14 protein-coding genes, 1 tRNA gene and 1 CRISPR repeat array (1 of these 16 cut by a window edge) are annotated in these 13384 nt (G+C 69.8%); of the genes, 10 read left to right on the top strand and 5 right to left on the bottom strand.

What is annotated here, in order from left to right; translation table 11 throughout:
- Nucleotides 1–97 precede the first annotated feature (97 nt).
- The gene (locus ACIOMQ_RS08485; RefSeq protein WP_362201363.1) at nt 98–724 is read right to left on the bottom strand and encodes a response regulator transcription factor; all 627 of its coding nucleotides are present in this window, start codon (nt 722–724) and stop codon (nt 98–100) included.
- A 211-nt stretch (nt 725–935) separates the two neighbouring features.
- Between ACIOMQ_RS08485 and ACIOMQ_RS08480 the strand changes: the two genes are divergently transcribed.
- Nucleotides 936–2297 carry a hypothetical protein gene (locus ACIOMQ_RS08480; protein WP_402188281.1) on the top strand — a complete coding sequence of 454 codons (1362 nt, stop codon included), beginning with the start codon at nt 936–938 and terminating at the stop codon, nt 2295–2297.
- Nucleotides 2298–2303: 6 nt separating this feature from the next.
- On the opposite strand, the gene ACIOMQ_RS08475 is transcribed toward ACIOMQ_RS08480, so the two are convergent.
- Entirely contained in the window at nt 2304–3233 is a 930-nt protein-coding gene (locus ACIOMQ_RS08475; protein ID WP_402188279.1) for a DUF4157 domain-containing protein, read from the bottom strand.
- 323 nt (nt 3234–3556) lie between these two features.
- On the opposite strand from ACIOMQ_RS08475, the gene ACIOMQ_RS08470 reads away from it, so the two are divergent.
- Nucleotides 3557–4174, top strand: a complete 618-nt coding sequence (locus tag ACIOMQ_RS08470; protein WP_401939517.1) for an HhH-GPD-type base excision DNA repair protein — start codon at nt 3557–3559, stop codon at nt 4172–4174.
- Between the two features lie 172 nt (nt 4175–4346).
- Here the strand turns inward: ACIOMQ_RS08470 and ACIOMQ_RS08465 are convergent, their stop codons facing one another.
- The gene (locus tag ACIOMQ_RS08465; protein ID WP_402188277.1) at nt 4347–6269 is read right to left on the bottom strand and encodes a helicase HerA-like domain-containing protein; all 1923 of its coding nucleotides are present in this window, start codon (nt 6267–6269) and stop codon (nt 4347–4349) included.
- Nucleotides 6270–6372: 103 nt separating this feature from the next.
- On the opposite strand from ACIOMQ_RS08465, the gene ACIOMQ_RS08460 reads away from it, so the two are divergent.
- Both ACIOMQ_RS08460 and ACIOMQ_RS08455 read left to right on the top strand, forming a co-directional pair.
- A complete protein-coding gene (locus ACIOMQ_RS08460; protein ID WP_072488263.1) occupies nt 6373–6669 on the top strand; it encodes a type II toxin-antitoxin system VapB family antitoxin in 297 nt (98 codons plus the stop codon).
- 233 nt (nt 6670–6902) lie between these two features.
- Complete coding sequence (locus ACIOMQ_RS08455) at nt 6903–7496, top strand: LytR C-terminal domain-containing protein (RefSeq protein WP_401988656.1); 594 nt, start codon at nt 6903–6905, stop codon at nt 7494–7496.
- Between the two features lie 125 nt (nt 7497–7621).
- Here the strand turns inward: ACIOMQ_RS08455 and upp are convergent, their stop codons facing one another.
- Complete coding sequence (gene upp / locus ACIOMQ_RS08450) at nt 7622–8257, bottom strand: uracil phosphoribosyltransferase (RefSeq protein WP_093900065.1); 636 nt, start codon at nt 8255–8257, stop codon at nt 7622–7624.
- A gap of 103 nt (nt 8258–8360) precedes the next feature.
- Here upp and ACIOMQ_RS08445 point away from each other — a divergent pair, with 103 nt between their 5' ends.
- The 4 genes from ACIOMQ_RS08445 to ACIOMQ_RS08430 all read left to right on the top strand — a co-directional run bounded on the left by ACIOMQ_RS08445 (nt 8361) and on the right by ACIOMQ_RS08430 (nt 10066).
- Nucleotides 8361–8633 (top strand): hypothetical protein, encoded by a 273-nt coding sequence (locus ACIOMQ_RS08445; protein WP_402188275.1) that lies wholly within the window; start codon nt 8361–8363, stop codon nt 8631–8633.
- Between the two features lie 187 nt (nt 8634–8820).
- Entirely contained in the window at nt 8821–9375 is a 555-nt protein-coding gene (locus ACIOMQ_RS08440) for a hypothetical protein (protein WP_362201735.1), read from the top strand.
- A 129-nt stretch (nt 9376–9504) separates the two neighbouring features.
- Entirely contained in the window at nt 9505–9933 is a 429-nt protein-coding gene (gene tadA / locus ACIOMQ_RS08435) for a tRNA adenosine(34) deaminase TadA (protein WP_362201386.1), read from the top strand.
- A 45-nt stretch (nt 9934–9978) separates the two neighbouring features.
- Nucleotides 9979–10066: transfer RNA gene (locus ACIOMQ_RS08430), tRNA-Ser, on the top strand.
- Nucleotides 10067–10526: 460 nt separating this feature from the next.
- On the opposite strand, the gene ACIOMQ_RS08425 is transcribed toward ACIOMQ_RS08430, so the two are convergent.
- Nucleotides 10527–10958: an ATP-binding protein gene (locus ACIOMQ_RS08425; RefSeq protein WP_362201389.1), complete on the bottom strand. Its 432-nt coding sequence runs from the start codon at nt 10956–10958 to the stop codon at nt 10527–10529.
- 229 nt (nt 10959–11187) lie between these two features.
- On the opposite strand from ACIOMQ_RS08425, the gene ACIOMQ_RS08420 reads away from it, so the two are divergent.
- Both ACIOMQ_RS08420 and ACIOMQ_RS08415 read left to right on the top strand, forming a co-directional pair.
- On the top strand, nt 11188–12045 hold the full coding sequence (locus ACIOMQ_RS08420; RefSeq protein ID WP_362201392.1) for a helix-turn-helix transcriptional regulator: 858 nt from the start codon (nt 11188–11190) through the stop codon (nt 12043–12045).
- The gene (locus ACIOMQ_RS08415; protein ID WP_402188272.1) at nt 12042–12269 is read left to right on the top strand and encodes a DUF397 domain-containing protein; all 228 of its coding nucleotides are present in this window, start codon (nt 12042–12044) and stop codon (nt 12267–12269) included. The genes ACIOMQ_RS08420 and ACIOMQ_RS08415 overlap by 4 nt, the downstream gene beginning before the upstream one ends.
- 113 nt (nt 12270–12382) lie before the next feature.
- Nucleotides 12383–13384: a CRISPR direct-repeat array (repeat unit 29 nt; unit sequence GTGGTCCCCGCGCATGCGGGGTTGGTCCC); it runs 1224 nt beyond the window's last position.

Below are 13384 nucleotides of genomic sequence, written 5' to 3'. Positions count from 1 at the left end.
ACCGGCCCGCAGCGGTGCGGGAGTCACACCCCCGGGAAGCCGTCACTGCCCTTTCGGGCAGGCACCGCACCCCTCGGACGCGCGCGTGCCGGACCGCTCAGATCAGCCCTTGCCGCATGGCATACGCCACGGCGTGCGAGCGGTTCCGCAGCTGCAGCCGGGTCATCACCGAATGCAGCACGTTCTTGATCGTGCGCTCGGAATAGGCCAGCTTCGTCGCGATGTCCGCGGTGTCGTACCCCTCCGCGACCAGGCGCAGCACATCCACCTCGCGCGCCGCGAGACCGGTGAAGTGCAGTCCGCGCGGACCCAGCACCTGCCCCTGGAGGCGACCGACCTCCTCCAGCAGTCTTCCCAGCAGGTCGGAGGGGAGGTGGCCTTCGCCCCGCGCCACCGTCCCGATGACCTGGACCAGATGCTCCGGGGTCGACTCGGAGCGCCTGACCACACCGGCGACACCGCACTCCGCGGCGCTCACCAGTTTCTGCTCGTCGATGTCCGTGGTGACAAGGACGGTGCGTGAGGTGCTGGTGCGCTGGATGTGGCGCAGCATCGTCAGCACCTCCTCGTCGACCGCGTCCACGACGACGATCACGATCTGAGGTGAGGCGTCGCCCTCCCCCCACTCCGTCACGCTGATCTCGGGCCGGGTTCGTAACTGACTGGCCACGCCCGCCTGCGAGATCGGATCCTGGGCCCGTAATGCGACAGTGGTGCGCTCCATGGCAATGCTCCCCCTGGGCAACAGCCGATGGCATCACACTGAACACAACCATCACGGCTGCTTTCGTGTGCCTCATTCGTCCTGAGGCGGTCAAACGATTCCCGCGTATACCTACAGGGAAACAAGAAAGCCGATCCGGGCACAGAATCTGCCCGGAAGTGTTCCTTCGCGGCCGATGCCGGCGTTCGGCACCGCCCCTACGGTGCGCCGTATGAGTCTCACGGCAAGCCTCGACGATTCGTCCGTCACTGCCGCACCGGGTGAGGAGACGGCTCTCCCTCTGCGGATCCTCAACTCCGGCAGCACCGTCGAGGAGTACCGCTTCGAGGTGATCGGCGCGTGTGCCGCCTGGTCGGCGGTGGAGCCGGCGAGTCTGTCCCTGTATCCGGGCGACTCCCAGACCGTCTCCCTGGTACTGCGTCCGCCCCGTGACTCGACCGTACTCGCAGGGGAGACACCCTTCGGGATACGGGTGGTACCCACCAGCGAGCAGGGCGACACGGTGGTGCCCGAAGGGCGGGTGACCGTACTCCCCTTCACCGAGACGACCGCCGAGCTGGTACCGCGCAGCTCGCACGGCGCCTGGCGCGGCAGGCATCAAGTCGCCGTCGACAACCGGGGAAACAGCCCGGCGACCGTGCGGCTGGGGGCCCGGTCGGGTACGGAGCGGTCCCGGGTCGCGTTCGCGGCGGACACGTTGCAGATCGAGCCCGGCCGGGCCGGGTTCGGCAAGCTGCGGATCCGGCCGGCGAAGCGTGTGTGGCGCGGTACGCCGGTCACCCACCCCTTCCAGGTGGTCGCCACACCGGATGTGGCGGAGGGCCAGCCCCCGGTCGCACCGGTGGTCCTGGACGGTTCGTACCAGCAGGAGCCGATCCTGCCGCGCTGGCTCCCCCGGGCGCTCATCACCGCGGCTGTTCTGCTGATCGCGCTGGTCGGGCTCTGGTACGCACTGCTGCGACCGGCCGTGAAGTCGGCGGCCCGGGAGGCGATCACGCCGGACGCGGTCCGCTCCGCCGCCGCCGCGGCCGACAAGAGCAAGGCTCCTGACACCGGTTCGACGGGTGGAGCGGATTCGGGCGGCGGCGCCACCTCGGGGGCGAACGGCGGCTCGCCGAAGCCGAGCCCCTCACCGAGCCCCGGCACCTCCGACGGCGGGTCCGGCGGCGGGTCCGGCGGCGGGTCCGGCGGGGCGGCGGCCGCCGCCCCGACCAGTGCGCAGGTGCAGGTCAGGGACTCGGTGGGCGGCGGGTCGAACACCTCGACCGCCCTCCAGGTGCCCCGCGGGCACACCTTCCAGCTGACGGACATCGTGGTCCAGAACCCGCAGGGCGACGCGGGCACGCTCGTGGTCTCCTCCGGGCGGAACGCGCCGGTGCTCCGCCTCGCGATGGAGAACTTCCGGGACTCCGACTACCACTTCGTCACGCCGATCCTGGTGCCCGCGGGCGGCAAGGTCACGATGACCGTCGACTGCCGGAAGGTGGGCAAGCCCGTGAACGCGCCGACACCTTCGCGGTGTGCGGAATCGCTGTTCCTCGGTGGCACGATGCGGCCGGACACCGCGGGCTGACTCCGATCAGGCGGGCGGGGACTCTTCCTCCTCCTCGGCCCCTTCCTCCGCCCGTTGGACGAAGGAGCCCTGGACATCGGCGGGTTGCTCGTCCTCGTCCTCCGTCGCCGCCCGTTGCACCGCGGGCGGCGCGGCGGGCATCGCGGCGGGGGAAACGGCGGGCGCCGCGGTGGCGGACGCATCGTGGCCGGCCGCGCCAGTCACAGTCGCAGTCGCCGGAGACAGGTCGGAGGCCGAGACCCCACCCGCAGCCGAGTCCGCAGCAGGAGCCGGGTCCGAGGCGCGAGCCGGAGCCGGGTCCGACAGCACACGGTCGGCATTCGCGACGGCCTCCCGCTCGAAGCGGTCGGACGGATCGCTCACCCGGATCCCGCCCGGCGCCTCGGTCCCCTCCACCGGGCCGTTGCGCTGCTGGATCACATGGGTGAGCTCATGGGCCAGCGTGGTGCGGCCCTGCGGCGAGGACGGATCGTAGGCGTCGCGCTGGAAGACCACGTTGTTGCCGACCGTGTACGCGTGGGCGCCCACGCCCTTCGCCGACTCGTGCGCGGCGGAGCCGGTGTGGACGCGCACGTCGGAGAAGTCCGCGCCCATCCGCCCCTCCAGATCGGTGCGGGTGTCGGTGTCCAGGGGCTGCCCGCCGCCGGACGAGACCACGTCGTGCACGGGGGAGCGCTCTTCCTCCCCCTGCCTCTGGAGCATCGACCCCACGGCGCTGTTGCCGACCGCCCGTTGGAGCACGCTCATGCCGCCGGCCCCGACCACATCGGCCCGCCCGGTGGCCGCCGCGCGGTAGAGGTGCGGGGTGCCCGCCGCCTGCAGGCCATCGGCCGCCCCTGCGGCGTGCGCGGCTTCGTCGTGCACCTGCTCCTGGCCATGCCCGTGGTCATGCTCGTGGTCGTGCTCCCGGTCCCATTCCTGTGCGTGCATCGTCATCTCCCCTGACCGCGCCCCGGTCGAAGGCGCGTCGTGATGGCCCCACCACTCCACCTTCACGACGGGCCACTGCCTCGTCCAGCCCGGATCCCGCCGGCCGGGGGCAGCCGGCACTGCCCCTTCGGGCACCCGGGCCGTTCGTACGGTCCCGCCTCATACAGTCCCTCATACGGTCCTGCCTCACGTCCCGCCCCGCTCCTCGCCCCCGTTCCTCCTCCCTCTCCCCCTCTCCCTCCCCTCCCCGGACGGAATCCGGCAGCAAACGGCTGCATCGACGGGCAGCGGAGTGGCCGGGTCACGCCGCCGTCGGGATGATCGAAGGCATGACGAAGACCAGCAAGGACCCGGACATCACCCTGCGAATCGCCCAGGCGCCGGCGGCGGACGAACTCCTCGCGCGCAGCCCGCTCGCCGCGCTGGTCGGCATGCTGCTGGACCAGCAGGTGCCGATGGAGTGGGCCTTCTCCGGCCCGTACGCCCTGGCCGTGCGGATGGGCGGAGACGACCTGGACGCGCATGAGATCGCCGTGTACGACCCGGAGGTCTTCGTCGAGCTCTTCACCGCCAAACCCGCCCTGCACCGCTATCCCGCCTCCATGGCCAAGCGGGTCCAGCAGTTGTGCCAGTACCTGGTGGCGGAGTACGACGGCGACGCGAGCGCGGTGTGGAGCGACGTCCCTACTGGGGCCGAGCTGCGGAAACGGCTGAACGCCCTGCCGGGGTTCGGCACGCAGAAGGCGCAGATCTTCCTGGCTCTGCTGGGCAAGCAGTTCGGGGTCCGGCCGACGGGCTGGCGGGAGGCGGCCGGACCGTATGGCGAGGCGGGCTCGCACCGGTCGGTCGCCGACATCACCGGTCCGGAGTCACTCGCCGAGGTCCGCGCATACAAGCAGCAGGCCAAACAGGCGGCCAGGGCGACCAAACGCGCAGCCGACAAGTAGTCGGCGAACACCCGCACCGCGCACCCGCCCGTACGCCCACGGCCCAACGCGCGCCTGCACGCGCGCCCCCTCGACCGCCGCACGCCCTCCGAACGCTGCCGCACGCCCGCCGCACGCCACCCCCGCCCACTGCACGCCCACCGCACGCCCACCGCACGCCCACCGTCGGGAACTACCGCCTGCGGCGGGCCGTGCCGAAGAGCGACCGCGAGATCTCCCGCCCCAGTTGCGTCCCGACGGAGCGTGCCAGCGACCGGAACATCCCGCTCGCCACCACCTGTTCGACCAGCGAGGCGTCCTCCTTGGGCGCCTTCCCGGCCCCACCGGACGGCGCCCTTCCCGACGGCGCCCTTCCCGACGGCGTCCCTCCCGAAGCAGCCCTGTCCCCGGTCCTGCCCCCGGCCCGTTCCCCTCCCCTCACCGCCTTCTCCACCGCAGCCCTGTCCGCCGCGGCCTCCTCCTCGGACCGCTGTTTCGCCCCCTGTTCGGCGCTCAGCTTCTCGTAGGCCGACTCCCGGTCCACCGCCTGCGCGTAACGCCCGTACAGCGACGAGCCGCGCACCGCCGCATCCAGCTCGGCGGCGGGATACGGCCCCATCAGCGACTGGGGCGCCCGCAGCCGGGTCGCGGCGACCGGCGTCGGCGCGCCGGACTCGCTCAGGACCGTGATCACGGCCTCACCGGTGCCCAGCCCGGTCAGCAACTCCTCCAGGTCGTACGGCGAGTTCGGGAACGTCTTCACCGTCGACCGCAGCGCCTTCGCATCGTCCGGAGTGAAGGCGCGCAACGCGTGCTGCACCCGGTTGCCGAGCTGCCCCAGCACATCGCCGGGCACGTCGCGCGGCGTCTGCGTGACGAAGAAGATGCCCACGCCCTTCGAACGGATCAGCCGCACAGTCTGGGTGATCGAGTCGAGAAAAGCCGTCGAGGCACCCTTGAAGAGCAGATGCGCCTCGTCGAAGAAGAAGACGAGCTTGGGCCGGTCGAGGTCGCCGACCTCCGGCAGATCGTGGAAGAGGTCGGCGAGCAGCCACATCAGGAACGTCGAGAAGAGCTGCGGCTTGTCCTGCACGGCCGCGAGTTCCAGTACGGAGACCAGTCCGCGCCCGTCCGGTGCCTGCCGCAGGAACTCGGCCGTGTCGAACTCCGGTTCGCCGAAGAAGTCGCTCGCACCCTGCTGCTCGAAGGCAGTGACCGAGCGCAGGATCACTCCGGCCGTCGCAGTGGACAGGCCGCCGATCTCCTTGAGTTCGGCCCTGCCCGTGTCCGATACGAGAAACGCCACGACGGCCCGCAGATCCTTGAGGTCGATCAGCTCCAGGCCCTTGGCGTCGGCGTAGTGGAAGATCAGACCCAGTGACTGTTCCTGCGTCCGGTTGAGCTGAAGCACCTTGGACAGGAGTACGGGGCCGAAGCTGGTGACGGTCGCCCGCAGCGGAATTCCCGGCCCGATCCCGCCGAGCGCGTAGAACTCGCACGGGAAGCCCCTGGCCTCCCAGTCCTGCCCCACCTGCCCGGCCCGTTCGGCGACCCGGCCGCCCGGCACACCGGGGGCGGCGATGCCGGAGACATCGCCCTTGATGTCGGCGAGGAAGACGGGGACACCGTTGGCCGACAGCTGTTCGGCAATCAGCTGGAGTGTCTTGGTCTTGCCGGTGCCGGTGGCACCCGCAACGAGTCCGTGCCGGTTGAGCATCGCGAGCGGAATCCGGATCTGCGCGTCCGGCAGACATGCACCGTCCCAGAGCAGCGCGCCCAGATCGAGGGCGGCCGCGGAAACGGCGTACCCGTCGGCGATCTCCTGCGCCTGCGTCGGCAGCACCCCCGCGCCACCAGGCGCCACGCCCGAACCACGCACTGCACCACCACCAGGCGCCACACCCGAACCACCCGCCGCCACACCCGAACCACCCGCCGCACCACCACCAGGCGCCACACCCGAACCACCCGCCGCCACACCCGAACCACCCGCCGCACCACCACCAGGCGCCACACCCGCACCCGACGCCACGCCGGTGTCCCGCGCCACGCCGGTGTCCGAACCGCCGCCGGCGTCCGGACCCGCGCCTCCACCCGTGCTGTCGCTGTCACTCATCACGGCCCCTGTTCCGGAATGCCCGCTTTTGTGGCGTTCTTGTCAGCATGACAGTCCCGCCCCATGGCTGCGCCCGGAGGCTCTTGCCCGGTAGGCTTTCCGTGTGATCTTCAAGCGCATCGGAAATGGGCGGCCTTATCCCGACCACGGCCGGGAAAGCACCCGGCAGTGGGCGGATGTCGCGCCGCGCCCGGTCCGCCTCGATCAGCTGGTGACCACCAAGGGCAATCTGGACCTGGAGACCCTCCTCGCCGAGGACTCGACGTTCTACGGCGACCTGTTCGCGCACGTCGTGAAGTGGCAGGGCGACCTCTACCTGGAGGACGGGCTGCACCGCGCGGTCCGCGCCGCCCTCCAGCAGCGCCAGGTACTCCACGCCCGGGTACTCGAACTCGGCTGACGAAGCCCCGCGGGCTCCCCACGAGTTGCCCGCGGGTCCCCGCGGATCTCATACGGGTTTCTCTACGGGCCCTCGTACGCAGATCTCGTACGAGGCCCGCAAACCCTGCGGACCCTGTCCGGGTTCGTTCGGGTGCTTTTGCACCCGGACGGGTGCGATCCATTGATCATTTAGTAGGCATCATCACCGGGCCGCACTACGCTGCGCCCATGAGCATGCTCACTCCCCCCGGCATGGGCGGAAAGTACCGCATCACGGGCGACAAGTACCCGCGCATGAGCCGCCCCCGGCGTCGCAGCAGGCTGATCCTCGCCGCCGCCGCGTCCGTGGTCGCCCTCGGCCTGGCCGGATGGGGCACACTGCAGCTCATCGACGTCTTCACGGGCAACAACCGGAAGGCCAGCGCTGCCGACCACAAGACGGACTGCCCGACGGCCAATCCGTCCGCGCCCGTGAAGGTGTTGCCGAAGCCCGCGAAGATCACCGTCAACGTCTACAACGCGACACCGCGCAGCGGCCTCGCCAAGCAGGCCGCCGACGAGCTGAAGAAGCGCGGTTTCACCATCGGCAAGGTGGGGAACGCCCCGGCCGCGTACGACAAGAAGGTCGCGGGTCCGGGGGTGCTGCTGGGCGCCCCGTCGGCCACGAACGGCTCGCTGCCGGTCCTCGGTACGCAGTTGCAGGGGGCCGTTCCGAAGACCGACGCCCGCAGGACGGCGGACGTCGATCTGATTCTCGGTACGAAGTTCAAGGCGTTCAGCACGCCCCAGTCGGCTGCGGCGGCCCTCGCCGCCCTGGCGAAGCCGGCCCCCGCACCGTCCTGCTGACGGCTGCCGGGTCGGTCCCGGCAGCCCAGCACAACCCGCTCGGTCCGCGAGCCCCTCGTTTGGATCACGCCGGGCTCGCGGGGTCCGGCACGCACCCTGATCCGGCCTGATCCAAACGAAAGACCCTAGTCGACCGTGCCGTACATCCGGTCGCCCGCGTCGCCGAGGCCCGGGACGATGTAACCGTTCTCGTTGAGCCGCTCGTCGACCGAGGCGGTGACCACGGTCACAGGCGTGCCCGCCAGCTCGCGCTCCATCACCTCGACGCCCTCGGGCGCGGCGAGGAGCACGACCGCGGTGACATCGTCCGCACCGCGCTTGATCAGTTCCTGAATGGCCGCGACCAGCGTGCCGCCGGTGGCCAGCATCGGGTCCAGGACGTACACCTGGCGGCCCGAAAGGTCCTCCGGCATCCGCGTCGCGTACGTGGACGCCTGGAGCGTCTCCTCGTCGCGGATCATGCCCAGGAAGCCCACCTCGGCGGTCGGCAGCAGCCGCACCATGCCGTCGAGCATGCCGAGGCCGGCCCGCAGGATCGGTACGACCAGGGGGCGCGGGTGCGACAGCTTCACACCGGTCGTCGGTGTGACCGGGGTCTCGATGTCGACCTGTTCGGTGCGCACATCCCGGGTGGCCTCGTAGGCGAGCAGGGTGACCAGCTCGTCGGCGAGCCGCCGGAAGGTCGGGGAGTCGGTGCGCCTGTCGCGCAGGGTGGTGAGTTTGTGCGCGACCAGCGGGTGGTCGACGACGTGGATCCGCATGGGCTCAACAGTAACCGGGCCTCCCGCACCCGTGCGCTGGCATCAACCGCACGTTCGGAGGGAAGGTGGTGGCATACGGACCCAGCCTTGGGGTGATGAACCGATGCCGGACGGGGAACAGCGGGAGCGGGACCAGCCGGACACGCCGGCCCCGCAGGACGCGGAGGACGCGGAGATCCCGCTGGACCCGCAGGATCCGCAGGATCCGCAGGATCCGCAGGATCCGCAGGAGACCGAGGCGGCGCGCCGCAGACGGCGCGCCCAGTTCCTGCGCGAGCTTCATGAGGCGAAGGCGCTGCGCGACCGGGTCCAGCCGCGCCGGGCGCGCGCGGCCCGAATGCGCCAGGCGATGCGGATGCGAACCTTCCGCTGGTAGGTCTTACGGCGGCCCGGGGTCCCCCTGGTGGCGGCGTCCAGGAGAACTGATGGCCGACGCAACGGCCGAACTCCTCTCGCGAAGGCCTTGTTTCTGCCACGATTCCGATGGGCGGGACGCAGGGCAGCCGGGCCACCGACTGCCCTCCCGCCGGACCGACACCCCTATGACCAGTGGGAGAGTCACGGTGTACTTCGCCGCACTGCTCGCGCGCACCGAAGACGGGTGGGAAGCGAGCGACACGGAACTCGACGATGTGGAGACCCTGTCCGACCTGACGGATCTGGCCCGTGAGGCCTCGGTGGACGAGGACACGGTCCTCGTCTTCATCGAGCAGGAGGACGCCTGGTTCGGCGTCGTCCGGGTGGATGGCGAGGAGGACCCCCGTATTTTCATCTCGGACGCCACCGCCGCCGCCCGCTCCTCGTACGGGGAGATCCTGCTCACCGATGAACTGCTCGGCCGCGAACCCGGGGCCGAGGACACGATTGCCGCTCTCGAAGAGCTCGTCGGCCTCGACGGTACGGAGGACGGCGAACCGGACACCACCCCCGACAACGACAACGACGATGACGACGACGGACTCGATGCCGACGCCGTACCGGCGGGCCCGCTCGGCGACACCGGGGTCCTGGCCGACCTCGGGCTCCCCGAGGCGGAACTGCTGATGCTGCGTACGGACGCACTGGTGGAGATCGCGGACGCGCTGGGTGCGGCCGAGGTCCTGGAGACCGTCCGTTAGGGTCCGCGGGTGAGCGAACCACCGCACCCGCAAGGACCGCAGGCACAGCACCAACCGTGCCGACCGTGTGAACCGTGCGAACCCACCAGAGATCCGCACGACCCCGTTAAAGACCCGTGGCGGGCGCACATGCGCCGCGCCCTGGCCGAGGCCGACCTGGCGGCGCGGGCCGGCGATGTGCCGGTCGGCGCCGTCGTGCTCGGCCCGGACGGCACTCTGCTCGCCACGGGACACAACGAACGCGAGGCGACCGGCGACCCGACCGCGCACGCCGAGATCCTCGCCCTCCGCCGGGCCGCAGCGGCGCTCGGCCGGTGGCGGCTGTCCGGCTGCACCCTGGTGGTCACCCTGGAGCCCTGCACGATGTGCGCGGGCGCGCTGGTCCAGTCCCGCGTGGACCGGGTGGTCTACGGAGCCCGCGACGAGAAGGCGGGCGCGGCGGGCTCGCTCTGGGACGTCGTACGCGACCGCCGGCTCAACCACCGCCCCGAGGTGATCCACGGCGTCCTGGAGAACATCTGCGCCGAGCGGCTGACGGCGTTCTTCCGCGAGCTCTGACATTGGATTTCTGTCCACGCCCGGGGATGGTCTAAGCTCTCTCTCGGTAGCGTGTCCGAGCGGCCGAAGGAGCTCGCCTCGAAAGCGAGTGTGGGGAAACTCACCGAGGGTTCAAATCCCTCCGCTACCGCCATCGACGCCCTCCCGAACTGCGGAAACGCAGAACGGGAGGGCGTTCGCGCGTTACAGGGACAGTGAGGCCACCTTCCCACCACGCACCGACTACCGTGTGGGCGGAGGGCGCCCCCGGGGTCTTGACCACTCCGGGGACGCCCCGTTTCTACCGCCCTATCGAGGCGCTTTCGGGCGACACTCACACGCGCCCCCGTCGCACACAGATGCTGTTGCGCATCCGCCATGCTCCCCAGGGCCGTTGATCCCATCCCCAGCACGGGGCGAACCGCCTCCCACGCACCCGAGCACGGGATCAGCTCCAACCGCCCGGATCCGGGCCGTGATGCGTGCGAACTCCCGCAGCCGCCTCAGGTATGAAAACGGACCGCCCCGACTGCATGTGTCGCGCAGCACTGTGTGGTCGAGAGCGGCTCGGTGCAACACCTCGTCGTCGGCCACCTGCCACCGCCCGGCCCCCGTCACCACGTGACCACCACCCACACGACCTTCCCGAACGGCCGTTCCGCGACGCCCCATTGCGCTGCCAGGGCCTGAACCAGATGCAGCCCCCGGCCACGGGCACGCTCGTTCGAGACCGGCCGGGCGCGCGGCTGCCTGCGGCGAGTGTCATGCACCTCGACCCGACACCGCCCAGGCGACGCGTCGACGGTCACCTTCAGCGAATCGCCGGGCTCCTGCCCGTACCTCACCGCGTTGGTCACCAGCTCACTGGCGAGCAGTTCGAGCGTGTCGAGCGCGTCCTCGGGCACTGAAGGTTCCTGATGAACGGCCGCCTCCCGGACGTACCGCCTCGCGGGACGCACTGATTCCGGCTTGGACAGGTAGATCGCTTCCGGGGGCACGGCAGGTGCCCGGGAGAGCTGAGCCGACGGTAACGCGTGTGAACCCATACGAACCCCTCAAGGTATGGCCGACGCGGGCCTGGATCCCGTGTCGATAGCGATGGAACTCTGACATCAGAATGCATGCCATACGATTGGAGGTGCAAGCATCTTACGAGTGAAATGAGAATTTGCACATCACGGAGAGAATGCCTGTAGGAAGGGGTGCGCGAAGGTGACAGAGCGCCACAAGGCGCGGCAGACTGATCCCGACCAGACTGCGAGAGGACCCGAATTCGTGAGCGCACCCACAGTGCGGAGGCGGCAGCTGGGCCGCACGCTGCGGGCCCTTCGCGAATCACTCGGCCTGAAACAGGACGAAGTAGCGGCCCGCTCCGGAGGCAAGCTCAACGGGGCAAAGATCAGCCGTATCGAGACGGCCGTAACGGCAGCGACGGCCGCAGACGTGTCGCTCATCCTCGATTCATGTGGCATCACCGACGAGGAGACGCGGTCCGGCCTGCTCCGGCTCACGCGCGAGGGCGCCCGCCGCGGATGGTGGCAGTCGTATCGCAGCGTTCTCAGCCCTGCTTACGAAGATCTCATCAGCCTCGAATCCGAAGCGGAGCAGATCAGCACCTGGCAGCCAGTCATGATTCCGGGCCTCCTTCAAACCGGCGAGTACGCCAGACACATAATCTCGGCCACTGCCATGGGCGACGCCATCGCGGACCGCGTAACCGCCCTGGTCGAGGTGCGCCTGGCCCGCCAAGCTGTGCTCACCCGGCACGATCCGCTGACCCTGCGAGCGGTCATCGGCGAGGCCGCACTGCGCACCCGCACCGAAGACCCGCGGATCATGTCCGAGCAGCTTGCCCGGCTCCTCGCAGCAGGCCGCTGGCCAAACGTGACGGTCCAGGTACTGCCGCTCAGCCACCCACCACACGTGGGTCAGACCGGCGCCTACTCCATCCTTGGCTACGGATCTCACGCGAGCCTCGACGTGGTTCACATCGAGTCGCTGACGCAGGCTCTCTACGTCGAAGGCAGGGAGAACGTGGCTGCGTACCAAGACGCCATCGAAACCCTCAAAGCCAGTGCGCTGTCAGCAGCCGACTCGGCAGATTTGATCACTGAGATTAGGGACCAGATATGACCACATCTTCCGCAGCACGCACCGTTCGTGACTCTTCCACCCTCCCCGTGACGTGGTGGAAGTCGTCGCAGTCAGCTGCCCAGTCCGACTGCGTGGAGTGCGGCATCATCGACGCCGAAAGCGTCGCGATCCGCGACAGCAAGGTCCAGAACGGGCCGGCCCTGATCTTTGATCACGACACCCTCTCCACAATGGTCGACGCGGTGGCTGCCGGCCTCGTGTGATCCACCTTTTGCTCGCTCAGGGAGACGAAGGCGCAGGGGTGAGCAATATGTCCGAATCTCAAGAAGTGAGTAAAAACAGAGCTGCCCCTGCATAAACCAGCAGGTCAGCAACTGTGGTCCCCGCGCATGCGGGGTTGGTCCCGGTGCGCGTGGCGATCGGGATGATCGGGTTGTGTGGTCCCCGCGCATGCGGGGTTGGTCCCGCCAAGTGTGACGCAGCCATGGCCTACACCAAGTGGTCCCCGCGCATGCGGGGTTGGTCCCGACACCAGTCATGAACCTCAGAGGCATGGGTGGTGGTCCCCGCGCATGCGGGGTTGGTCCCCTCGTCTTCACCACCCACGGCACCGTCTGGGCGTGGTCCCCGCGCATGCGGGGTTGGTCCTCTTTTCCTTGCTGAGAGGTACCGTCTCCCCTTGTGGTCCCCGCGCATGCGGGGTTGGTCCCCTCGCCGTCCCGCTCGGCGAGGTCCGCGAGGCGTGGTCCCCGCGCATGCGGGGTTGGTCCCCCGAGACTCGCAGCAGGTCAGGGGCAAATTAGGTGGTCCCCGCGCATGCGGGGTTGGTCCCAGCGCCTGGAGTGCCCAGATCTTCTCCTTGAGGTGGTCCCCGCGCATGCGGGGTTGGTCCCGAGGCGCTGCGCAAGACCCTCTGCCCGAAGTGGTGGTCCCCGCGCATGCGGGGTTGGTCCCGCTGCTGACGAGGCGCACTCTCAGCTCCTCTAGTGGTCCCCGCGCATGCGGGGTTGGTCCCCTCTGGATCAGCTCGGGGTGGTTCCGTTCAGCGTGGTCCCCGCGCATGCGGGGTTGGTCCCCTGGTTACAGCTGTCCCACGCTCGTGGTGGCGGTGGTCCCCGCGCATGCGGGGTTGGTCCCGGCACCCCGTCCCGTCCCGTCCTTCCTTCTCCAGTGGTCCCCGCGCATGCGGGGTTGGTCCCCGGGTGAGGCGAAACACCGGGAGTCTGGAAGGGTGGTCCCCGCGCATGCGGGGTTGGTCCCGCCGGCATGACCGACATGGTCCAGAGCGTCATGTGGTCCCCGCGCATGCGGGGTTGGTCCCCTTGCGCACGGCGGGCTTCGGAACGGGGCGGGGTGGTCCCCGCGCATGCGGGGTTGG

This window comes from Streptomyces sp. NPDC087845, from assembly GCF_044742755.1.
Classification (GTDB): Bacteria; Actinomycetota; Actinomycetes; order Streptomycetales; family Streptomycetaceae; genus Streptomyces.
Note: the sequence above shows the minus strand (reverse complement) of the source record. Positions and strands in the feature narration are given on the sequence as shown.